Raw genomic sequence first — 22,350 nt, 5'->3', positions numbered from 1 at the left:
TGCATCGACATCGACACCCTCCCCAAACGACAACGTCGGCTCCCAAGACCACAACCAGGTCTTGGGAGCCGACGTCACGCGAGAGCCGGAATAAACCAACAGCGTCGGCACGAGCCCCGTCCGGCCTCTCGTCGCTACGCGGGGCGGACGCTGCCGTAGATCGGCATGTAGTAGACCGACTCCTCGCGGACGTACGCGCCGGGCTTGGGGGCGTGGATCATCTTGCCGCCGCCGATGTAGATGCCGACGTGGCTGATGTCGTCGTAGAAGAAGACGAGGTCGCCCGGCCTGAGGTTGTCGGTCGCGACGCGGGTGCCGACGTTCACCTGGTCCCAGGTGGTACGGGGGAGAGCGACGCCGGCGGCCTTCCAGGCGCCCTGGGTCAGGCCGGAGCAGTCGTACGAACTGGGGCCTGCCGCGCCCCAGACGTACGGCTTGCCGATCTGGGCACGGGCGAAGGCGAGGACCTTCTCGGCCTTGACGGCGTACGCATCGGTGGAGCCGGCGCCGGATCCAGGGGCTGTGCCGGTGCCGGATCCGGGGGCGGTGCCCGTGCCCGTGCCTGTGGCCGTATCTGTTTCCGTATCGCTCTCGGCCTTCTGGGCCTCTTCCTGCTGGCGCTTGCGCTCCGCCTCGGCCTTGCGCCTCGCCTCCGCCTCCCGCTTCTTCTCAAGCTCCGCCAGCCGCGCCTTCTCCTCGGCGGTCAGCCGGGACAGCAGCTCGCGTGCCTCCCCGAGCTTCCTCTGTACGTCCTGCTTCGAGGCCTTGAGGGAGGCCTGCGACTCGGTGAGGGTCTCCAGGCTCCGCGTCGCCTCGGCGCGCTTCTGCGATGCCGCCGCCTGCTGCTGCTCGAAGTCGGTCACGTCCGTCTTCTGGCGTTCCGTCATCCGGTCCATCAGCCGGTTCTGGTCGAAGTACGCCTGCGGGCTGTCCGCCAGGAGCAGCGCGGCGGTCGGGGTGACCGACCCCGACCGATACTGCGCGGCCGCGTAGTTGCCCAGCTTGCGCCGCGCCTCGTTCAGCCTCTCCGTGCGCTTGGCCACGGCGTCGAGCAGGCCGTCCACGGACTTGCGCTGCTGCTCGGTCTTCTCTTTGGCCAGGTTGTACTTCTGCGTGGCCGTACCGGCCTGCCGGTAGAGGTCGTCGACCTTCTTCTGCACCTCTTCGACGGTCGGCTTGGGAGCCGTCGGCGCGGCGGGTGCCGCACCCGCTGTCTGGGCGAGCAGGCCGACTGAGGCGAATGCGGCCGTCGTGATGCCCAGGGCGGGAGCGGTGGTGCGTACCCGGGTACGCGGCTTGCGATGCGACGCCAAGGCCGGCATCTCCTTCCGTGGACCGCCTACCGGGTTAGCTGTCGGGTTCGGGCGGAACGGAAGGTGCCCTACGGTCCGTGGGACTGCGGACCGATTCACCCCAGGTGATGCGCGTGGGTCCCCGGTTCCGAACTGCCCTGAGGACAGACCGGATTCGGCGTGGGCCGCCCGCTCCAGCGCTGTTCGCCGGTGGGGGTACGAGCTGCCCGAGTCGGCACGCTAGCCAAGAGTCGTGGCTGCTGGGAAGCCCGATGTTCGATATGCCCGATACATTTTCGTGACCTGGCCGAGTTGATTCCGTTGCGGGGGTTGCAAGGGCGCGGAGGGCGTCGGCAGGGTCACAGCGCGTGCGCAAGGTCACACGCGGCGGCAAGGGACGCACGGACGTGCGGAGGGCCGGTTCTCCTTCCGCCCCGATGCGTGTGGCCGTGGTGAATCCGGGGCGGGCTGTCGGTGGTCCCGCCTAAGCTTGGTAGACGATGAGCAGCCTCTTTGACGACAGCTTCCTGGCCGACCTCCAGCACTCGGAGTACGCAAAGGACACAGCCCCGCCGCCCCCCGAGGACCACGCCCCGGAGGAGGTCCCGCACGACCTCTTCGGCGGTGCCTTCGACGCGCCCCCGGCCCCCAGGGACGCGCACTACAGGGACGGCGCGCCGCGCCCGGTCGTGGACGCCTCCGCGCTGCTCGAAGGGCTGAACGAAGAGCAGCGCGCCGCCGTCGTGCACACCGGGTCACCGCTGCTCATCGTGGCCGGCGCGGGCTCGGGCAAGACCCGCGTCCTGACCCACCGGATCGCGTACCTGCTGGCCAAGCGGGGTGTGCACCCCGGGCAGATCCTCGCGATCACCTTCACCAACAAGGCCGCCGGTGAGATGAAGGAGCGGGTGGAGCAGCTCGTCGGCCCGCGCGCCGGTCACATGTGGGTCTCCACCTTCCACAGCGCGTGCGTGCGCATCCTGCGCCGCGAGTCGAAGAAGCTCGGCTTCACGTCCTCGTTCTCGATCTACGACGCCGCCGACTCGAAGCGCCTCATGGCGCTCGTCTGCCGCGATCTGGACCTCGACCCGAAGCGCTTCCCGCCGAAGGCGTTCAGCGCCAAGGTCTCGAACCTGAAGAACGAGCTGATAGACGAAGAGACCTTCGCCGGTCAGGCCGCCGACGGCTTCGAGAAGACCCTGGCGCAGGCGTACGCGATGTACCAGGCGCGGCTGCGTGAGGCCAACGCCCTGGACTTCGACGACATCATCATGACCACGGTGCACCTGCTCCAGGCGTTCCCCGATGTCGCCGAGCACTACCGGATGCGCTTCCGTCACGTCATGGTCGACGAGTACCAGGACACCAACCACGCTCAGTACACGCTCGTACGCGAACTGGTGGGTCCCTCGGGCGAGGGCCGGGCGCCGGGTGAGCTGTGCGTCGTGGGCGACGCAGACCAGTCGATCTACGCCTTCCGCGGAGCCACCATCCGTAACATCCTCCAGTTCGAGGAGGACTACCCGGACGCGAAGACGATCCTGCTGGAGCAGAACTACCGCTCGACGCAGACCATTCTCACCGCGGCCAACGCCGTCATCGAGCGCAACGAGAACCGCCGGCCGAAGAACCTGTGGACGGAAGCCGGCGCCGGCTCCCTGATCACCGGGTACGTCGCGGACACCGAGCACGACGAGGCGCAGTTCGTCGCCGAGGAGATCGACCGGCTGACGGACGCGGGCGACGCGAAGGCCGGTGACGTCGCCGTTTTCTACCGTACGAACGCCCAGTCCCGTGTCTTCGAAGAGATCTTCATCCGCGTCGGGCTGCCCTACAAGGTCGTCGGCGGCGTGCGCTTCTACGAGCGCAAGGAGGTCCGGGATGTGCTCGCGTACCTGCGCGTCCTGGCGAACCCCGAGGACACCGTTCCGCTGCGCCGCATTCTGAACGTACCGAAGCGGGGCATCGGCGACCGGGCCGAGGCGATGATCGACGCGCTGTCGCTGCGCGAGAAGATCAGCTTCCCGCAGGCGCTGCGGCGCGTGGACGAGGCGTACGGCATGGCCGCCCGCTCGGCGAACGCCGTGAAGCGCTTCAACACGCTGATGGAGGAGCTCCGCACGATCGTCGAGTCGGGCGCCGGCCCCGCCACGGTCCTCGAAGCGGTCTTCGAACGGACCGGTTACCTCGCCGAGTTGCAGGCGTCGACCGACCCGCAGGACGAAACGCGCATCGAGAACCTCCAGGAGCTCGCCGCCGTGGCCCTGGAGTTCGAGCAGGAGCGGGAGGGCGACGAGCCCGGCACGCTGGCCGAATTCCTGGAGAAGGTCGCGCTCGTCGCCGACTCCGACCAGATCCCCGACGAGGACGAGGAAGGGTCGGGCGTCATCACGCTGATGACGCTGCACACCGCCAAGGGACTGGAGTTCCCCGTGGTGTTCCTGACGGGCATGGAGGACGGCGTCTTCCCGCACATGCGCGCGCTCGGTCAGACCAAGGAGCTGGAGGAGGAGCGGCGGCTCGCGTACGTCGGCATCACGCGCGCCCGCGAGCGGCTCTACCTGACCCGGGCGTCGATGCGCAGCGCGTGGGGACAGCCGTCGTACAACCCGCCGTCGCGGTTCCTGGAGGAGATCCCTGAGACGTACCTGACGTGGAAGCGCAAGGGCGCGCAGATTCCGGCCGGGCCGGTGTCGGGCGTCGCCTCCTCGCTGTCGTCCTCGCTGGCCTCGCGGTCGCGGGGCGCGGGCGGCAGCGCTTCGGGATTCGCCACGCGGCGGACCTCGGACAAGCCGGTGGTCGCGCTGTCGGTCGGAGACCGGGTCACGCACGACCAGTTCGGGCTCGGCACCGTGATGACGGTGACGGGGACGGGGTCGGACGCGCAGGCGACCATCGACTTCGGCGACGAGCGGCCGAAGAAGCTGCTGCTCAGGTACGCGCCGGTCGAGAAGCTTTAGGGGCGGCGACCGCGCGCGGGGAGCGCGAAGCGGGAATGCCGGGCGCCGCCTAGGTCGGGCTGAGGCCGTGGCTGCGGAACCAGGGCAGAGGGTCGATCGCCGAGCCGCCGCCGGGGCGCACCTCGAAGTGGAGGTGCGGCCCTGTGGAGTTGCCCGAGTTGCCGGAGTACGCGATGACGTCGCCGGCCTGGACCGAGCCTGAGCGGATCTTGGTGCTGCTGAGGTGGCAGTACCAGGTCTCCGTACCGTCGGCGGCGGTCACTATCGCCATGTTTCCGTAGGCGGTGTTGTACTGCGTGCGGACCGTGCCGTCGGTCGCGGCCATCACCGGGGTGCCGTACGACACGGGGAAGTCGATGCCGGAGTGCACGGACATCCAGTTGACGCCGGCCTGGCCGTAGTACGCACTGAGACCGTGCTGCTGGACCGGGAGCGCGAACTTCGGGCGGGCGGCCTCCTTGCGGGCGGCCTCCTCGGCCCTGCGCTTCTTCTCGGCCGCCTGGCGCTCCCTGAGGTCGATACGTTCCTGCGTGCGGCTGGCGCGGTCGGCGAAGTCCTCGGCCTTCGTGCTGAGGTTGGCGAACTGCGTGTCGAGCTTGTTGTTGACCGCGACGGGCTTCACCGAGCCGGGATCGGCCGCCGACGCCGTCGTGGTGGTGTCCTTCTTCTCCTCGGCGGGCGCGCCGCCGCCGACGCTGCCGACCGAGGCGGCGGCGATGCCGGCCACGCCCATCACGCAGGCGGAGGGCACGGCGACGGTGAGGAGGGCGGAGCGCTTGGCGGGGGTACGGCGGCGGCCGCGGCCGGAGTTGCCCGCGCTGCGGCGGGCCGAGCGGGGGCCGGGGGTGGCTGCCGCGGCAACCGTGGCCGCTGTCGCGGCGGCGGCCGGGGCGTGTTCGAAGTCCGGGTCGGTTTCCGGTCCGGGTTCAGGCTCGTGTTCGGATGCGTACTCCGGGGCGTATTCGTGCTCGGCGCCGGGCGTGTCGCCGGGGCCGTCGCCGACGCTGTCGGCCGCCTCGTGCGGTTCGTGGTGCTCTTCGTTCGGCTCGTACGCCGCAGGGGCCTCGGCCAGGTCGACCGACGGGAACTCGGCTGTCCCGTAGAAGACTTGCTGGGGCGGGACGGTCTCGTACACGCCGGTGTGGCCGTCCGTGTGGCCGGAGTTCCAGGCGGTGGCGTCGTAGGCGCCGGTGTCGTAGGCCGGCGTCGTGCTCCACTGCCCGGTGGCATCGGCGGCCTGGCTGAACTGCGCCGTTTCGTACTGGCCCGTCTCGTGCTGGCCGGTGGTGAAGTGGCTGGTGTCGAACTGGCCTGTCTGGTTCCAGGTGTTGGAGTCCCACTGGCCGGTGGACTGTGCCGGGATGTCGGCCGCCGTCTGATAGCCGGCCGTGGGCCACGCTCCGGTGGCGTCGTACTGCTGGTGCGTGCCGTACGCGTCGTAACCGACCGTCTGATGGGCGCCCGTGGCGTCCCACTGGGTGGTGTCGTACTGGCCGCTGTGGCCTGCCTCGTAGTGGCTTCCCTGGGTGGGAAGGGCTCCGAACAGGGGATCTGTCTGAAAGCTGCCGGTGGAGTAGCCGTCGTACCCGGCGTGGGCGTGCTGGTCGTCCACCAACTTCTCTCTCGCCTCGGCAATGCAGGACCTGTGGGGGCTGGGGTCCCGGGAGGGGGCCCCAGAGGCAAAGCAGTGGCGCGACTGTACCCGGCGGTAAGGGACGGCGACAATCTTCGCCAGATTTTGCGCGCTCTCGAAACGGGCATTCGGCCGTCTTTTGGCGGACGCCGGGCACAGCTTTGGTGCTGCGTTCGACGGATGTTCGACCTCGGTTCAGTGAGTTCAGGCGACCGAGACCGTGCCTGCGGAGCCCGCTGCCGCGTCCTGCTCCTCGAGCGCCTGCCGGATGCCGACGGCGACCGCCGGATGGACGGGCAGGGCAAGGTGGCCGATTCCTGTCACCCGTACGTTCTGGGCGATGAGATCCGGGTGGTCGATGCACGCGGTTTCGACCGGCAGCATCAACTGGTCGAGATCGCTCCAGAAACTCACGAACCGCGTACGACAGGAGGGCGCGGGCCTGCGCAGCTCCTCGATCACATCGGAGCCGGGCCGCATTTGGCGCACGATGGGGTGGGCGCTCATCGGCGGGGCGACGCTGGTGCCCGCATGCGGGGTGCCGAGGGTGACGAGAGTGCGTACGCGCACGTCTCCGCCCAGCCGTTGCACGTAATAGCGGGCGATCAGGCCGCCGAGGCTGTGGCCGACGATGTCCACACGGGGGTGGCCCGTACGGTCGCAGATTTCCTCCACGTGGCGGCCGAGCAGCTCGGCCGCTGTGCGGATGTCGCACGTGAGCGGGGAGTAGTTGAGGGATTCCAGCCGGTGCCAGCCGTGCCGGGCCAGGGAGCGGCGCAGCACGACGAAGACCGACCGGTTGTCGACGAATCCGTGAAGCAGCACGACGGGCGGGCGGTCCCGGCCGGTGGTGGGAAGCCGGGTCGCCTCGGTCTCGGGCGGTACGGGCGCCGGGTCGGGGAGCGCGTCCGCGCTCCGGCGGCGCTCCTGGGCGATGCCGGACGGGTAGAGGACCAGGTGCCCGGCCAGGATCGCGAGCTCCAGGGCGGTGGCTCTCAGGAGCGCGGCCGACGGACGCAGCCGGCGCGGAAGGGGCGGAAAGAAGTAGGGCAGGAGCCTCATGGCCGACCTCCCGAACGGCACGCTGGGAGGCGGCTCCGTCCCCCGTGTGCCCTCATGGGGTGCCGTACTGAAGAACTCGGCTGGCCGTTCCACCCTGCCCGCGGCTGACGGCACGGTGGAACGGCGACCTCGTTTGCGGCTCCCCTCGCGGTCGTCCCAGTTGCTGCGGCTGGTGCCGCCGCAGCGCCTGATGCGGCAGGAACGACGCTTGGCGAACATGTCCCATGTGTGATTTCCCCCTCCCTGTCCACCGTGAAACGGGCCGGTGCGGGATGCTGGCGATAACGTTCGTTCACTTCCCCGTCCTTTCAGGTGCGGGGCGCGTGCCAATGACGGCGCAGTCGGTACATGGAGGCAGTGATGGGTGTGACCGGGCCGATCCGTGTGGTGGTCGCCAAGCCGGGACTCGACGGACACGATCGCGGGGCGAAGGTCATCGCGCGGGCTCTGCGCGACGCCGGCATGGAGGTCATCTACACCGGGCTTCACCAGACGCCCGAGCAGATCGTGGACACCGCCATTCAGGAGGACGCCGACGCCATCGGCCTGTCCATCCTCTCGGGCGCGCACAACACGCTCTTCGTGAAGGTCATCGAGCTGCTCAAGCAGCGCGACGCGGAGGACATCAAGGTCTTCGGCGGCGGCATCATCCCGGAGGCGGACATCGCTCCGCTGAAGGAGAAGGGCGTCGCGGAGATCTTCACGCCGGGCGCTACGACGCAGTCGATCGTGGAGTGGGTCAACACTCACGTCCGCCAGGCGGCGCAGGCGTAAGCCGGGGCTGGGGGCTCGGGCTGGGGTTGGGGGCGGGGCTCCGGCTGGGTCTGGGCAGGGTCCCGGAGCTCGCCGGCCCGACGGCCTAGCCCTCCGACAGCTCCGACAGCATCGCCGCTCTGAGGCGGAGCGTGCCGACCAGGCGCTGGAAGGCCTCCGACCAGTAGCCGGCCGCGCCGGGCGACGCATCCTCCTGCTCGTCCGGCGTTGTCGTGAGTATCTGGAGGCGACCCGCCTCGCCGGGGTCCAGGCAGCGCTCCGCCAGCCCCATGACCCCGCTGAAGCTCCACGGGTAGCTCCCCGCGTCCCGCGCGATGTCCAGTGCGTCGACCACCGCGCGGCCGAGCGGCTCCGCCCAGGGCACGGTGCACACCCCGAGCAGCTGGAACGCCTCGGAGAGGCCGTGCGCCGCGACGAACGCGGCCACCCACTCCGCCCGTTCGTCGTCCGGCAGCGTGGTCAGCAGCTTCGCGCGCTCGGCCAGGGACGACGTACCGGGGCCGGTCGCCGGCGGTGCGGACGGCGCGCCGAGCAGCGCGCGGGCCCAGGTGGCGTCCCGCTGGCGTATCGCCGCGCGGCACCAGGCGGCGTGCAGCTCCTCCTTCCAGTCGTCGTCCACGGGCAGGGCGACGATCTCCTGCGGCGTACGGTCGCCCAGCCGGTGCGGCCACGTGCGCAACGGTGCGGACTCGACCAACTGGCCCAGCCACCAGGACCGCTCACCCCGGCCCCCCGGGGGGTTGGGCGACACGCCGTCGCGCCGCATGTCCGCGTCGCATTCGTGCGGGGCCTCCACGGCGATGCGCTCGCCGCCGGTCGCGCGGCCGGAACGGTCCAGGCTGACGCAGCTGGCGGCGCGCGTCGCCATCCGCGCGGCCAGCGCGGAACCCGGCAGCGCGGACAGCAGCTCGGCGGCGGTGGCCCGAACATTGCGGCTGCGGTCCGACAGGGCTTGTTCCAGGAAGGGCTCGTCGGCGTCGGACAGGCCGGAGCGCAGGGAATCGAGGAACATCAGGCGGTCCTCGGCGCGCTCGGTGGGCCACGTGCCGGCGAGCAGTTCGAGCGCGGCCGCGGGGTCCTGGGCGCGGACGGCGGCGAGGAGGCCGACGCGCTCCGCGAACAGACCCTCCTCCCACAGGCTCTTCACTGCTGCCGCGTCGTGGGGGTCGGGCAGCGCGCTGCCACCGGACGCGCCGCGCAGCGCGAACCGCCAGTCCGGGTTCAGCCGGGCCAGCCACAGGCCGCGCGGCCCGGCGAAGGCGAGGGCCTGCGGCCGTAGGTCGGTACGGGCGCGGGCGGCGTCCAGCAGCGCGGGGAGCAGGGCCGGCGGCGCCTGGAAGCGGCGCCGGTTCGCGGCGGCGAGCCACTGGGGGAGCAGCTCCGTGAGATCGGGCGCGGTGCCGCGTCGTCCTCCGGCGGCGGGGGGCGAGGAGCGGCCGGCCAGCAGCTGCGCGAGGCGGCGGCGGGCTGCGGCGGGCAGTGGGGGGCGCGGATCGTGCGGGGCATGGTCGGGGCGCGTGGCGGCGCGCGCGGGGAGGAGGCCCGCCCTGCGTCGTACGGTCTGCCGTGCTGCGGCGTCGAGCAGCGCGGCCGGGGCGTCCTTGCCGGGTGCTGCGACGCCGGGCGGCAGCGTACGGCGGTCGGTGCCGAGCAGGGCGGCGGTGACGAGCTCTTCCCACGTGACCGGTGCGGGTGCGGTTGCCGGTGCGGTGGCGGTGGCTTCGGGGTCGGTGCCGCGCCGGGGCGTCTCCTCGGGCGTCGAACGTTCGGGTACTGCGTCGGTCCGTTCGCGGTGGTTGCGTTCAACGCCCTGCGGGGAGCGCCCCGGCACGTCCCCTCCCGGCACCTTGGATCGCGAGGCAGGGGCTGCGGGTGACGTGGTGGCGGGTGCTGGCGTGCTGGTCATCGGGCCCTCCGTGCGGTCAGGGGTCGGTCAGCGGGACGGTTTCCGTCGAGTCGTCGGACCAGGCCGTCAGTGGCGTGAAGCCTTGGTGGCCGCACTCGCCGAAGACCGTGACGGGGCTGCCGCCGGACAGGGCGGCGAGCTTCCACAGGCCGGGGCGGGACAGCGCTGTGGCAGTGATGGGTAGAGCGAAGTCACTCTTCGCGTCGGTGAGTTGCCAGGTGTTGTCCGAGGGGGTCGGTATGACGCGGCTGAGCGTTACCGGCCAGGAGTCGAGCCATGGGTCGTTCCTTAGTGCCCTGCCGTAGGCGTGGACCGCTTCGCTGGGGCCGATGCCGGGTGGCGGGGTGTCGATCGGGGCCGGAAGGGGCGGCCGTTCGCCCACGTCGGCCCTCAGCTGTCCGCCCGGGTGGAAGGTGAGCTCCATGTCGAACATCAGGCCTGTGGGCAGCGCGACTTCGGGGGTCCGGCCCCCGGCCCCGAAGGACAGCACCAGCGCCGTGCGTTCCGACTCCCGGCCGTACAGCCATATGCGGCGCGTGATGAGTTTGCTGGTCGCGGTGTCGTGCTGGGAGAGCACCATCCAGCGGTCCCGGACCGGCGGTCCGCCGGCGGACGCGGTCAGGCCGACGCGGGTCCGCACGGTCGCGGCCAGTGGCTCCGGCAGCCGGTCGCGCGCCAGCCAGGCCGCGTCCAGCAGGTGCAGCAGCGCGCACTCCTCCAGCAGCCGCCCCGGCCAGCCGGGCCCGGACGCCGGTACGGTGCCCAGCTCCCTCACCCGCGCGGCCAGCCCCGGTGCCTGGGCGTCGACCATGCGGCGGGCCGTCTCCTCCCACAGCCCGTAACCGGTCTGCTCGGCGGCGGCCAGACCGCCGCGCAGCAGGTCGTTCAGGCGCTGCTCCAGCTCCGAAGCCCCCATGGTGATCCGCTCGGCGCGCTGTTCGGCTCTGCGCCTCGCCGCCTCGGGGTCTGCCGTCCTCGCGGACGTATCCGGTTCGTCTGCCTTCTTTCTGCGCGCCTCCAGCCACTCCTCGGCCCAGCCCGGCACCTCGGCGTCCCGAACGGCCGGCTCGTCGGCGGCCCAGAGCAGCAGCAGCCCCAGCGCGTGTTTGCAGGGGAACTTGCGGCTCGGGCAACTGCACTTGTAGGCGGGGCTGCCGCCCGTCGTGTCGACCACCGTCCGGTACGGGGTGCTGCCACTGCCCTTGCACAGTCCCCACACCGCCCCCGAACCGCTGCTCCCCGCCTCCGACCAGGGCCCGGCCGTGCCGAGCCTGCTTCCCGTTTTGCGTGACGCATCGTCAGGAGCCAAGGCCAGCACCTGTTCCGCAGTCCAGCGCACCCCCTGCTGATTCATGGGCAAGACGCTACGGGGCGCCACTGACAATCGGCTCTCACCTGCGATTTCGTCGGGTCGCCATGACTTGACTCGACTTCTCCTTTGCGATTGGGTGCGAGCCCTGACACACATCCAGATCCGGGGGGATCCCACATGAACCGCTTCATCCGTACCGCAGTCTGTGCTGTTGCCGTCACCGGTCTCACCTTCGGCGTGGGCGCCTGCGAGGCGACCGAAGCCGCGAAGGACGAGGCCGTCGATCAGGTCGACAAGTCCATCGACGAGAAGTACGAGGTCACGTACGAGGTCACGGGCAAGAGCGTCGAGTCCATCGAGTTCGCGGGCGGCAAGGGCACGGCCATGGACCCGAAGATGGAGTCGGTCAAGAAGCCCACGCTGCCGTGGAAGAAGACGGTCACGCTGCGCGGCATCATGCCGCCCGCCGTCTCCCCGATCGGTTTTGAGAACACGGCCGACCTGACCTGCAAGGTCGTTTACAAGGGCGAGACGATCAAGGAAGCGAAGGGCGAGAAGGCCCTGCTCGGCTGCATCGCGGTCTCCCCGATCGTGAAGTAACGCTCACAGGCCACCAATTGGGCCCTGACCTGCGGCGACGGCCGATTGTCAGTGGCGTGGTGCACGGTGGATCCCACATCCGGGAAATCTGGAGGGGGATCCATGACCGTGCCCGAAACCAAGGCCGGCGCAAGTGCGGACACCGGCGAGGCCCTGCGGCCGCACGCCGAGGACGCCTTCGCCGACGAGCTCAAGGCGCTGGCCGCGGCCGACGACCGTCCGCGGCCCGCCAGGTGGCTGCTGTCGCCGTGGGCCGTGGCGACGTACCTGCTCGGCGGGACGCTGCCCGACGGCACGGTGATCACGCCCAAGTACGTGGGGCCGCGCCGGATCGTCGAAGTCGCCGTGACCACGCTCGCCACCGACCGGGCACTGCTGCTGCTCGGTGTGCCCGGCACCGCCAAGACCTGGGTGTCCGAGCATCTCGCGGCGGCCGTCAGCGGTGACTCGACCCTGCTCGTGCAGGGCACGGCCGGGACGCCCGAGGAAGCCATCCGCTACGGCTGGAACTACGCCCGGCTGCTCGCGCACGGGCCGAGCCGCGACGCGCTTGTGCCCAGCCCCGTCATGCGGGCCATGGCCGAAGGCATGACCGCGCGGGTCGAGGAGCTCACCCGCATCCCGACCGACGTACAGGACACGCTGATCACGATCCTGTCGGAAAAGACGCTGCCCATCCCAGAGCTGGGGCAGGAACAGCAGGCCGTCCGCGGCTTCAACCTCATCGCCACCGCCAACGACCGCGACCGCGGGGTCAATGACCTGTCCAGCGCGCTGCGGCGCCGGTTCAACACGGTGGTGCTGCCGTTGCCCGAGACGGCGGAGGCCGAGGTCGACATCGTCGCGCGGCGCGTCGATCAGATCGGGCGCTCGCTCGACCTGCCGGCCACGCCCGACGGGTTCGACGAGATCCGGCGTGTCGTCACCGTCTTCCGCGAGCTGCGTGCGGGTGTTACCGCCGACGGGCGTACCAAGGTCAAGTCGCCCTCGGGGACACTGTCGACGGCCGAGGCGATCTCCGTCGTCACGGGTGGTCTGGCCCTCGCCGCTCACTTCGGGGACGGAGTGCTGCGCTCCGGCGACGTGGCGGCCGGCATCCTCGGGGCGGTCGTGCGCGACCCGGCCGCGGACCGTGTCATCTGGCAGGAATACCTGGAAACGGTCGTCCGCGAACGGGACGGCTGGAAGGACTTCTACCGCGCCTGCCGGGAGGTCTCGGGATGACGCCCGGCCCCCTGTTGCTGGGCGTTCGCCACCACGGGCCCGGCTCGGCCCGCGCGGTGCGCGCGGCGCTCCAAGCGGCGCGGCCCCGGGCCGTACTGATCGAAGGGCCGCCCGAGGCCGATGCGCTGCTGCCGCTCGCGGCCGACGAGGCGATGCGCCCGCCCGTGGCCCTGCTCGCGCACGTCGCGGACGACCCGCGCCGGGCCGCGTTCTGGCCGCTGGCCGAGTTCTCCCCGGAGTGGGTCGCGATCCGCTGGGCGCTCGGGCACGGCGTACCGGTCCGCTTCATCGACCTCCCCGCGGCGCACTCGTTGGCGCTGACGGAGGAGGGGGAGGAGGACCGTGGGGGTGGGGAGGGTGTGGCTGAGTCCCTCGTCGTCGATCCGGTGGGGGTGCTCGCCGAGGCTGCCGGGTACGACGATCCGGAGCGGTGGTGGGAGGACGTCGTCGAGCATCGCGGGGACGGGGCTGCCGACCCGTTCGCACCGTTCGGGGCGCTCACCGAGGCCATGGGGGCCCTGCGCGAGACGTACGGAGACGGAGGGCACCCCCGCGACCGCGTGCGCGAGGCCCACATGAGGCTCCGGCTGCGAGCCGCGCGCAAGGAATTCGGCGACGACTTCGCCGTGGTCTGCGGCGCGTGGCACCTGCCGGCGCTCGGCGAGAAGGTGGCGACCGCCACCGCCGACCGTGCGCTGCTCAAAGGCCTGCCCAAGGTCAGGGCCGAAATGACCTGGGTGCCGTGGACCTACCGCAGGCTGGCCCGGCGCAGCGGTTACGGTGCGGGCATCGAGTCGCCCGGCTGGTACGGCCATCTCTTCGGCGCCCCCGACCGGCCTGTCGAGCGCTGGATGACCAAGGTCGCCGGGCTGCTGCGGGCCGAGGACCGACTGGTCTCCTCCGCCCACGTCATCGAGGCCGTACGGCTGGCCGAAACGCTCGCCGTCATGCGGGGCCGGCCGCTCGCCGGGCTCACCGAGACGATGGACGCGGTGCGGGCCGTGATGTGCGAGGGCTCCGACGTACCGCTCGCGCTCGTGCACGACCGGCTCGTCGTCGGTGACGTTCTCGGCGAGGTCCCGGACACGGCGCCCGCCGTACCGCTGCAACGCGACCTGACCCGGACGCAGCGCAGTCTGCGGCTCAAACCGGAAGCACAGGAACGCGACGTGGAGTTCGATCTGCGGAAGGAGACCGACGCGGCGCGCAGCCGGCTGCTGCACCGGCTGCGGCTGCTGTCCATCGGCTGGGGCGAGCCGGCCGAGGCGCGGGGGAGCACGGGGACGTTCCGGGAGGCCTGGCGGCTGCGCTGGGAGCCCGAGTTGCCGGTGCGTGTCGCCGAGGCCGGGGTGTGGGGCACCACGGTGCTCTCCGCGGCCACCGCCAAGGCCGAGACCCAGGCCGTGTCGGCCACCGCGCTCGCCGACGTCACCGCACTCGCCGAACAGTGCCTCCTGGCCGAACTCCCCGACGCCCTCCCGGTGGTCATGCGGGCACTCGCCGACCGCGCGGCGCTGGACGCCGACGTCGGCCACCTCGCCCAGGCGCTGCCCGCGCTCGCCCGATCGCTGCGGTACGGCGACGTCCGTGGCACGGACACGGTCGCGCTCGGCGAGGTCGCGGCCGGACTCGCCGAGCGGATCTGCGTCGGGCTGCCGCCCGCCTGCACCGGCCTCGACGCGGACGGCACGGCGGACATGCGCCGCCACCTCGACGCGGTCCACGCGGCGGTCGGCCTCCTGGCCGGGACCGCGCCGGGCGAGCGCCGTGACGTGCGCGGGCGTTGGTCGGCGGTGCTGAGCAGACTCGCCGGGCGGGACAGCGTGGGTGGCGTGATCCGCGGCCGGGCGGCGCGGTTACTGCTGGACGACGGGCGGCTCGCGGAGGAGGACGCGGCGCGCCTCATGTCGCTCGCGCTGTCACCCGGGACACCGCCGGCCGACGCCGCGGCCTGGATCGAGGGATTCGTCGGCGGAGCATCGGGCGGGGGAATGCTCCTCGTGCACGACGAACGGCTGCTCGGCCTGGTCGACACCTGGCTGACCGGTGTCTCCGCCGACGCCTTCACCGGCGTACTGCCGCTGCTGCGCCGCACGTTCTCGGCGTACGAGCCGGGAGTACGGCGCACTCTGGGCGAACTGGTCCGGCGCGGCCCGTCCGCCGCACACCCGGCGCGGACGGAGTCCGGGACACCCGGCTTCGGCCCGGGTCTTGACGAGGAGCGCGCCGACGCGGTGCTGCCGGTGCTGGGGCTGCTGCTCGGCGACGGGACGGCCGATGCGGCCCGTCCGGTGGGTGCGGGCTTGGTCGTGGGGCGTGCGAGTGCGGGTGCGGTGGAGGGTGTCGAGTTGCGGCGACTGCCGGCCTGTCCGGGGGCTGCGGCCCCGCCGTGCGGTGGGGCCGCACATGTGGCGGGAAGGGGCGGCTTGGGGAACACGAGCGAGGGCAGCGGCGAGCGGCTCCGGCGCTGGCGGCTCGTGCTCGGCGGGGAAGCGGCCGACGGGACCGGGGTGTCGCTCGGCGGTCAGGACGCCGCCATGGACGGTGCGTTGGGCGCGCTGTACGGCAGCGGGCGCGACGCGGAGCGTTCGTCCGGCCGCTCGGCCGGGCTCGGCGCCTCCGCGCCGTCCGTCGCGCGCTGGCTCGGCGACATCCGTACGTACTTCCCGAACTCCGTCGTGCAGGTCATGCAGCGCGACGCCATTGAGCGCCTGGGCCTGTCGGCGCTGCTCCTTGAACCCGAGATGCTGGAGGCCGTGGAGGCGGACGTCCACCTCGTCGGGACGCTGCTCTCGCTCAACAAGGCGATGCCGGAGACGACCAGGGAAACGGCGCGCGCCGTCGTCCGCAAGGTCGTCGCAGACCTGGAGAAGCGTCTCGCCACCCGCACCAGGGCCACCCTCACCGGCGCTCTCGACCGCAGCGCCCGCGTCAGCCGCCCACGCCACCGGGACATCGACTGGGACCGGACCATCCGAGCCAACCTGAAAAATTACCTTCCTGAGTACCGGACGGTCGTTCCCGAGCGGCTCGTCGGGTACGGGCGCGCCTCGCAGTCCGTGAAGAAGGACATCGTCCTGTGCATCGACCAGTCGGGGTCCATGGCGGCGTCCGTGGTCTACGCGTCGGTCTTCGGCGCGGTCCTCGCCTCCATGCGCTCGGTCGACACCCGCCTCGTCGTCTTCGACACCGCCGTCGTCGACCTCACCGACCAGCTGGACGACCCGGTCGACGTCCTCTTCGGCACCCGGCTCGGCGGGGGGACGGACATCAACCGCGCCCTCGCGTACTGCCAGTCGCGGATCACCCGGCCAGCCGACACCGTCGTCGTGCTGATCAGCGACCTCTACGAGGGCGGCATACGCGACGAGATGCTGAAGCGGGTCGCGGCGATGAAGGCGTCGGGAGTGCAGTTCGTGGCACTGCTCGCGCTCTCCGACGAAGGCGCTCCCGCGTACGACCGGGAGCACGCGGCGGCTCTCGCGGCCCTCGGCGCCCCCGCCTTCGCCTGTACGCCGGACCTGTTTCCGGAGGTGATGGCGGCGGCGATCGAGAAACGACCACTACCCATACCGGACATGGCGACTCATCAGTAACATCCGACTTGCGCGACCCCAGGAGGCTCGTGCGAGCATCAGCCCGTCGTTTCCTCCCCCTTGTGAAGGCGCTGTCCCTCTTGACTGCCGTGGTTGCTCACCCCCTTGCCGCTCTGCGCGTACTGCGCCGGGCGGGTCGGCGGCGTGCGCTGCGGGTGGTGTTCTTCCTGGGAGGCCTGCTGGCGTTGGGGTTCCTGTGGGGCGGCCAGGCGTACGCAGCCGAGGCGCCGCTGCCGCCGCGTGACTCCACTGCCGCGGTGAACGCGGTGGACGCGGTGAGCGCGGTGAACGCAGTCGACCGGGTGACGCCGGTGGCCCCGGCCGCCGCGCAGGCCGTGCCTGACGTCGCGGAGCCGCCGGCCGATGTCGTACAGGGCGTCACGCGGCCCGTCGGTGAGCTGAAGGACCGCGTCGTCCAGCAACAGCCGGCGGCGACGCCCGAGCTGCCGTCGCCCGGCCTGCCGGTGCCCGCGTTGCCCGCACACGAAGTGCCCGCACACGAAGTTCCCGTGCCCGAAGTTCCCGCGCCTGGAGCGCCCGCAGTGCCCGCAGTGCCCGTGCCCGCAGTGCCCGTGGTACAGGTGCCGTCCGCCGATGGTGGTACGGAGTCCCCGGTGGAGGCGGAGCAATCCGTGCGCCAGGGCTCCGGCGAACGGGTCCTGCTGGACGGGAGTGGGTCCCTGACCGCTATCGCGGGCGTTGCCGAGCAGGGCGCGTACTCGTACGGCCTCGCCGGGCCGCAGCGCGATGACGCACACCGGGGTCCGGGCCGCCCGGAGTGCGGGGAGGCGCCCGTACCGGCGCCTTCCGGGCCGTGCGGCGACGGCGTACGGCAGTCGGCCGGTGACGCGAATCCGTCGCGCTCCGGCGACAAGCACGCCGCCGCGTTCGCGGACGGCGCCCGGTTCGGGCTGGTGCGCGGGGCAACGCTGCCGACGACTGCCGCACCGACGTACGACCGACCGCACGAAGTCCTCGAATTCCCCGGCTAGGGCAGACCGTCCCCGCTCAATGACCTGCCGCGCGGGGGCGGGACAGGTCTGCCCGCCATCCGGAAATCCGGACAGCCGAATGAATTTCGAAGGATCTGACACCAGCATGAACAAGAACATCCGCCGTTCCATCGCCGTCGCCGCCACCGCCGGCGGCATGTGGGCCCTCGGCACCGCCGCCGCGAGCGCGGCCGAGCTGCCCGTCTCGGTGCCGCTGTCGACGCCCGACCAGGCGTCCGACGCCGTAGCGGACGTCCAGGACGTCACGTCCGGGGTCGCCGACGAGGCCGCCGGTGCGGCCTCCGAAGCCAAGGTCACCGCGAAGGCCGACGTCCAGGACGTGCGGCACGACGCCGAGGTCGGTCTGCCGGCCACCCCCTCCGTGACCGACGTGACCGACGCCGCCCACGCGGGGGCCGATGCCGCGTCCGACGTCCACGCTGACGCCCAGGCCGACGCCGAGGCCGAGGTCGACTACCTCTTCGGGCCGCTGTCCGCCTTCGCGTCCGAGGTCGAGCAGGCGCCGGGCCAGGCTCAGGCGTACGCCGGCCAGGTCCCCGGCCACGCCACCCCGCTCGCCCACGCCGTCGCCCAGGACACCCTGCCGCCCATCGCCGCCCGCGCCGTGCACGGCGTGCTCCCGGTCGCCGGTCAGGCGGTCGGTGACGCCGGCGGCCTCGCCCAGGGCGCGGTCGGTGACGTGGCGCCCTTCGCGGGCGGTGTCGTGAGCGACGTGCAGCCGTTCGCCGGTGGCGTCGTCTCCGAGGTCGGCCCGTTCACGGGTGGGGTCCACGGTGCGGTCCAGCCGTTCGTCCAGACCGTCGTCGACCACGTCGAGCCGGTCGCGTACGGCGTCGGCGGCAGCGCCCACACCCTCGCGCACGGGGTCGTCGGCGACGTGTCGCCGTTCGCCGGTGGCGTCGTGTCCGACGTTCAGCCGTTCGCGCACGACCTGTCCGGCACGGTCACCTCGACGCCGCTCGCCGGCAACGCCGTCTACGGCGCCCAGGACGCCGCCGACTCGGTCACCCCTGGCTACGCGTCTTACCTGACGCAGGGCATCTGACGCAGGGCATCTGACGCGCTGAATGTGACGCGCGGCATCTGAAGCAGGGCATCCGGCAGGCGGGTCGGGTGTTCCTCGGGCGGTCTCCATTGGGGTGGAGGCCGCCCGGCTTCGTATCCGGCTTCGTATCCGGCTCCGTCTCCGTCTCCGTGTCCGCCCTGCGGGGCGACCGCCGACGCGTAGCACGTGCGCTCCGTGACCGGCTGTGACCGGTATCACCGCCCAGGTGTGATCTGCGATTTAGGGTCCCACGGCCCACGGGGATAACCTGCGAGACGGACATGCCGCGTACCGGACACCGTTACGCCTCCCTTGTGACAGCGCCGTCACGTTGCCCTTCGCGGCACGCCCACATGGAGACAACGCAACGAACCGCGATCACCAGAAAAGGGACGGACGCGCGTGGACCTGTTCGAGTACCAGGCGAGGGACCTCTTCGCCAAGCACGGTGTACCGGTGCTGGCCGGTGAAGTCATCGAAACGCCTGAGGCGGCGCGCGAGGCCACTGAGCGGCTGGGCGGCAAGTCGGTCGTCAAGGCGCAGGTGAAGGTCGGCGGCCGCGGCAAGGCCGGCGGCGTCAAGCTCGCCGCGACGCCGGACGAGGCCGTCGCCCGGGCGACGGACATCCTCGGGATGGACATCAAGGGCCACACGGTCCACAAGGTGATGATCGCCGAGACCGCACCCGAGATCGCCGAGGAGTACTACGTCTCGTACCTCCTCGACCGCACCAACCGCACCTTCCTCGCCATGGCGTCCGTACAGGGCGGCATGGACATCGAGGAGGTCGCGGAGAAGACCCCCGAGGCGCTCGCGAAGGTTCCGGTCAACGCCAACGACGGCGTGACGATCGAGAAGGCTCGCGAGATCGTCGCCCAGGCGAAGTTCCCGGCCGAGGTCGCGGAGCAGGTCGCCGAGGTCCTGGTGACGCTGTGGGACACCTTCGTCGCCGAGGACGCGCTCCTCGTCGAGGTCAACCCCCTCGCGAAGGTCGCCGACGGCCGCATCATCGCGCTCGACGGCAAGGTGTCTCTCGACGAGAACGCCGAGTTCCGCCAGCCGGGCCACGAGGAGTTCGTGGACCACGCCGCAGCCAACCCGCTCGAGGCTGCTGCCAAGGCCAAGAACCTCAACTACGTCAAGCTCGACGGCGAGGTCGGCATCATCGGTAACGGTGCCGGTCTGGTGATGTCGACCCTGGACGTCGTCGCGTACGCCGGTGAGAACCATGGCAACGTGAAGCCCGCCAACTTCCTCGACATCGGTGGCGGCGCCTCCGCCGAGGTCATGGCGAACGGCCTGGAGATCATCCTCGGCGACCCGGACGTCAAGTCCGTGTTCGTCAACGTCTTCGGTGGCATCACCGCCTGCGACGAGGTCGCCAACGGCATCGTCCAGGCTCTTGAGCTGCTGAAGTCGAAGGGTGAGGCGGTCACCAAGCCGCTCGTCGTGCGACTGGACGGCAACAACGCGGAGCTGGGTCGCAAGATCCTCTCCGACGCGAACCACCCGCTCGTTCAGCGCGTGGACACCATGGACGGCGCGGCCGACAAGGCCGCCGAGCTCGCCGCGGCTGCGAAGTAAGGGACGAGGGACTCCAACACCATGGCTATCTTCCTCACCAAGGACAGCAAGGTCATCGTCCAGGGGATGACCGGCGCCACGGGCATGAAGCACACCAAGCTCATGCTGGCCGATGGCACCAACATCGTCGGCGGCGTGAACCCGCGCAAGGCCGGTACGTCCGTCGACTTCGACGGCACCGAGGTCCCGGTCTTCGGCTCCGTCAAGGAAGCGATGGAGAAGACCGGCGCCGACGTGTCGGTTCTCTTCGTGCCGCCGGCCTTCGCGAAGGCCGCCGTCGTCGAGGCGATCGACGCCGAGATCCCGCTGGCCGTCGTGATCACCGAGGGCATCGCCGTCCACGACTCCGCGGCCTTCTGGGCGTACGCCGGTGCCAAGGGCAACAAGACCCGGATCATCGGCCCGAACTGCCCCGGTCTCATCACGCCGGGCCAGTCCAACGCCGGCATCATCCCGGGCGACATCACCAAGCCCGGCCGCATCGGTCTCGTGTCGAAGTCCGGCACGCTGACCTACCAGATGATGTACGAGCTCCGTGACATCGGCTTCTCGTCCGCCGTTGGTATTGGTGGCGACCCGGTCATCGGGACCACGCATATTGATGCTCTGGCCGCGTTCGAGGCCGACGCTGACACCGATCTCATTGTGATGATCGGTGAGATCGGTGGCGACGCCGAGGAGCGTGCCGCGGACTACATCGCCAAGAACGTGACCAAGCCCGTTGTTGGTTACGTCGCTGGCTTCACCGCGCCCGAGGGCAAGACCATGGGGCACGCCGGCGCGATCGTGTCCGGTTCTTCTGGCACCGCACAGGCCAAGAAGGAGGCCCTCGAGGCCGCCGGCGTCAAGGTCGGCAAGACGCCGACCGAGACGGCCAAGCTGGCTCGCGCGATTCTGGCGGGTTAGTACGCCGCTGCCGTTTCGGCGGCGCGGTGATCTGGTGCGGGCCCGTATCCCCTGGTCAGGGGGTACGGGCCCGCCCGCGTTCGGTCAGCGGCCTTCCGGGACCAGGCGGGCCGGGCCGGTCACGGGCGCCGAGTGGAGCAGGCTGCGCAGCTCCTCGTCCTCGGGGGTCAGCGGCTGCGGGCCGGCGTGCACCGGGACGCCGCGCACCGGTTCGCCGGGGGCCTGCGGGGGCTCGTACCGGGTGGGGGCCGTGACCAGTGTGAAACCCGTGGCGCTGACGATCATCGCGGTGAAGAAGAGGGCGGCGCGCGTCCAGAACCTCGTCCTGCGCTCGCTTCCCGTGCGTACGGCTCGGGCGGGCGACAGCTTGATGGGTGGCGCCATGCCGATCTCGGCGAGGTGGCCGAGGCGTTCCTGGAGCAGCGCGGACTGTTCGGCGGGGGTGCCGGCGGCGGCGAGTTCCGGCAGCCGCTGGGCGATCGCGGCACGCGCGTTGAGCAGGCGGTTCGCTGTCGCGGGGGTGCTCGCCTCCGTCTCGGCCGCCGTGTCGGGGAGATCGAGGCCCAGGCCGTCGTACAGCAGCAGGGTGCGGCGGTGCGCGGGTGGCAGGTCCAGCAGCGCCTTGAGCAGCACCTTGCGGTCACGGTCGGCGGGGGGCTGTTCGGGGCGTTTGTGCGCGCGGCGGCGCAAGCGGTGCCAGGGGGAGAGCGCGTAGTCGTACGCCGCTGCCCTGACCCAGCTCGCCGGGTCCCGGTCGGTGGCTACTTCGGGCCAGCGCTGCCAGGCCAGGCGGAAGGCGTGCTCGACCGATTCCCGGGCTAGGGGCCGGCTACCTGTCAGGAGGTAGGCCTGGCTCACCAGGGCTTGGGCGCAGTACGCGTAGAGGGCGTCGAAGGCCTGGGCGGGGGTTAGCGGTGTGGGGGGCGCGTCTTTCGCGGGGGCGGGGGCGGGGGCGTTGGGGGGTGCGGGTGCGGGTGCTGTTGCGGTGGCTTCGGGGTCGGTGCCGCGCCGGGGCGTCTCCTCGGGCGTCGAACGTTCGGGTACTGCGTTGGTTCGTTCGTGGTGGTTGCGTTCAACGCCCTGCGGGGAGCGCCCCGGCACGTCCCCTCCCGGCACCGTTGGTTGCTGGGCGGGGGCGCTGGGGGAGCTGACCGGGGTGTTCCCTCCCGGCACCGTTGGCTGGTCGGCGGGGGTGGTCTCGTCCGCGGCCAGCAGTCTGGCGTACGCCGCGCGCTTGCGGCGCTTCGGGTTTGCGCGGCCGGATTCCCATGCCTTGACCGTCTCGCGGGACACGCCCAGGGCGGCCGCTACCTGCTCCTGAGTCAGCGATTTCGCTTCGCGCAGCCTGCGCCTCTCTTCGGGCGAGGGCAGTGCGGCGGCGGGGGCGGTTTCGGTGCTCTGCGTCATGAAAGTCCCCCCGCAGCGCTACACCGGGCGAAAAAG

The 22,350-nt window shown here is 71.4% G+C and carries 15 protein-coding genes, 1 pseudogene and 1 riboswitch; of the genes and pseudogenes, 10 read left to right on the top strand and 6 right to left on the bottom strand.

What is annotated here, in order from left to right; genetic code table 11:
- Nucleotides 1-134: 134 nt before the first annotated feature.
- The gene (locus J7E91_RS30355; protein ID WP_214909989.1) at nucleotides 135-1,322 is read right to left on the bottom strand and encodes a C40 family peptidase; all 1,188 of its coding nucleotides are present in this window, start codon (nucleotides 1,320-1,322) and stop codon (nucleotides 135-137) included.
- Nucleotides 1,321-1,483: riboswitch (cyclic di-AMP (ydaO/yuaA leader) on the bottom strand. It overlaps the preceding gene by 2 nt.
- A gap of 309 nt (nucleotides 1,484-1,792) precedes the next feature.
- Here J7E91_RS30355 and pcrA point away from each other — a divergent pair.
- A complete protein-coding gene (gene pcrA, locus J7E91_RS30350) occupies nucleotides 1,793-4,252 on the top strand; it encodes a DNA helicase PcrA (protein ID WP_214909988.1) in 2,460 nt (819 codons plus the stop codon).
- Nucleotides 4,253-4,301: 49 nt separating this feature from the next.
- Here pcrA and J7E91_RS30345 read toward each other — a convergent pair whose 3' ends face one another.
- Both J7E91_RS30345 and J7E91_RS30340 read right to left on the bottom strand, forming a co-directional pair.
- Nucleotides 4,302-5,864, bottom strand: coding sequence for a M23 family metallopeptidase (locus J7E91_RS30345; protein WP_214909987.1), 1,563 nt, complete (start codon nucleotides 5,862-5,864; stop codon nucleotides 4,302-4,304).
- A gap of 225 nt (nucleotides 5,865-6,089) precedes the next feature.
- Nucleotides 6,090-6,947: an alpha/beta fold hydrolase gene (locus J7E91_RS30340; RefSeq protein WP_214909986.1), complete on the bottom strand. Its 858-nt coding sequence runs from the start codon at nucleotides 6,945-6,947 to the stop codon at nucleotides 6,090-6,092.
- 360 nt (nucleotides 6,948-7,307) lie between these two features.
- Between J7E91_RS30340 and J7E91_RS30335 the strand changes: the two genes are divergently transcribed.
- A complete protein-coding gene (locus tag J7E91_RS30335; protein WP_028812291.1) occupies nucleotides 7,308-7,721 on the top strand; it encodes a cobalamin B12-binding domain-containing protein in 414 nt (137 codons plus the stop codon).
- Between the two features lie 85 nt (nucleotides 7,722-7,806).
- Here the strand turns inward: J7E91_RS30335 and J7E91_RS30330 are convergent, their stop codons facing one another.
- Nucleotides 7,807-9,627 (bottom strand): DUF5691 domain-containing protein, encoded by a 1,821-nt coding sequence (locus J7E91_RS30330; protein WP_251016485.1) that lies wholly within the window; start codon nucleotides 9,625-9,627, stop codon nucleotides 7,807-7,809.
- A 16-nt stretch (nucleotides 9,628-9,643) separates the two neighbouring features.
- Nucleotides 9,644-10,981, bottom strand: a complete 1,338-nt coding sequence (locus tag J7E91_RS30325) for an SWIM zinc finger family protein (protein ID WP_214909985.1) — start codon at nucleotides 10,979-10,981, stop codon at nucleotides 9,644-9,646.
- A gap of 135 nt (nucleotides 10,982-11,116) precedes the next feature.
- On the opposite strand from J7E91_RS30325, the gene J7E91_RS30320 reads away from it, so the two are divergent.
- The 8 genes and pseudogenes from J7E91_RS30320 (at nucleotide 11,117) to sucD (ending at nucleotide 20,907) form a co-directional block, all read left to right on the top strand.
- Nucleotides 11,117-11,539, top strand: coding sequence for a hypothetical protein (locus J7E91_RS30320; protein ID WP_214909984.1), 423 nt, complete (start codon nucleotides 11,117-11,119; stop codon nucleotides 11,537-11,539).
- Between the two features lie 102 nt (nucleotides 11,540-11,641).
- Nucleotides 11,642-12,763, top strand: a complete 1,122-nt coding sequence (locus J7E91_RS30315) for an AAA family ATPase (protein WP_214909983.1) — start codon at nucleotides 11,642-11,644, stop codon at nucleotides 12,761-12,763.
- Nucleotides 12,760-15,027, top strand: a pseudogene (locus J7E91_RS36375) (DUF5682 family protein); the annotation flags it as partial. The gene J7E91_RS30315 and the pseudogene J7E91_RS36375, both read left to right, overlap by 4 nt.
- A gap of 273 nt (nucleotides 15,028-15,300) precedes the next feature.
- Nucleotides 15,301-16,359 carry a VWA domain-containing protein gene (locus J7E91_RS36370; protein ID WP_308377507.1) on the top strand — a complete coding sequence of 353 codons (1,059 nt, stop codon included), beginning with the start codon at nucleotides 15,301-15,303 and terminating at the stop codon, nucleotides 16,357-16,359.
- A gap of 89 nt (nucleotides 16,360-16,448) precedes the next feature.
- Nucleotides 16,449-17,351: a hypothetical protein gene (locus tag J7E91_RS30305; protein ID WP_214909979.1), complete on the top strand. Its 903-nt coding sequence runs from the start codon at nucleotides 16,449-16,451 to the stop codon at nucleotides 17,349-17,351.
- A gap of 106 nt (nucleotides 17,352-17,457) precedes the next feature.
- Nucleotides 17,458-18,417, top strand: a complete 960-nt coding sequence (locus tag J7E91_RS30300; protein WP_214909977.1) for a hypothetical protein — start codon at nucleotides 17,458-17,460, stop codon at nucleotides 18,415-18,417.
- A 402-nt stretch (nucleotides 18,418-18,819) separates the two neighbouring features.
- Nucleotides 18,820-20,001 (top strand): ADP-forming succinate--CoA ligase subunit beta, encoded by a 1,182-nt coding sequence (gene sucC, locus J7E91_RS30295; protein ID WP_214909975.1) that lies wholly within the window; start codon nucleotides 18,820-18,822, stop codon nucleotides 19,999-20,001.
- Between the two features lie 21 nt (nucleotides 20,002-20,022).
- Nucleotides 20,023-20,907 carry a succinate--CoA ligase subunit alpha gene (sucD, locus tag J7E91_RS30290; protein WP_028812284.1) on the top strand — a complete coding sequence of 295 codons (885 nt, stop codon included), beginning with the start codon at nucleotides 20,023-20,025 and terminating at the stop codon, nucleotides 20,905-20,907.
- 84 nt (nucleotides 20,908-20,991) lie between these two features.
- Here the strand turns inward: sucD and J7E91_RS30285 are convergent, their stop codons facing one another.
- Nucleotides 20,992-22,314 carry a transcriptional regulator gene (locus J7E91_RS30285; RefSeq protein ID WP_214909973.1) on the bottom strand — a complete coding sequence of 441 codons (1,323 nt, stop codon included), beginning with the start codon at nucleotides 22,312-22,314 and terminating at the stop codon, nucleotides 20,992-20,994.
- Nucleotides 22,315-22,350 lie beyond the last annotated feature (36 nt).

This window comes from Streptomyces sp. ISL-99 (genome assembly GCF_018614005.1).
GTDB classification, from domain to species: domain Bacteria; phylum Actinomycetota; class Actinomycetes; order Streptomycetales; family Streptomycetaceae; genus Streptomyces; species Streptomyces flavidovirens.
The sequence above is the reverse complement of the archived record's forward strand: the minus strand, read 5'-3'. Positions and strand labels throughout refer to the sequence as shown.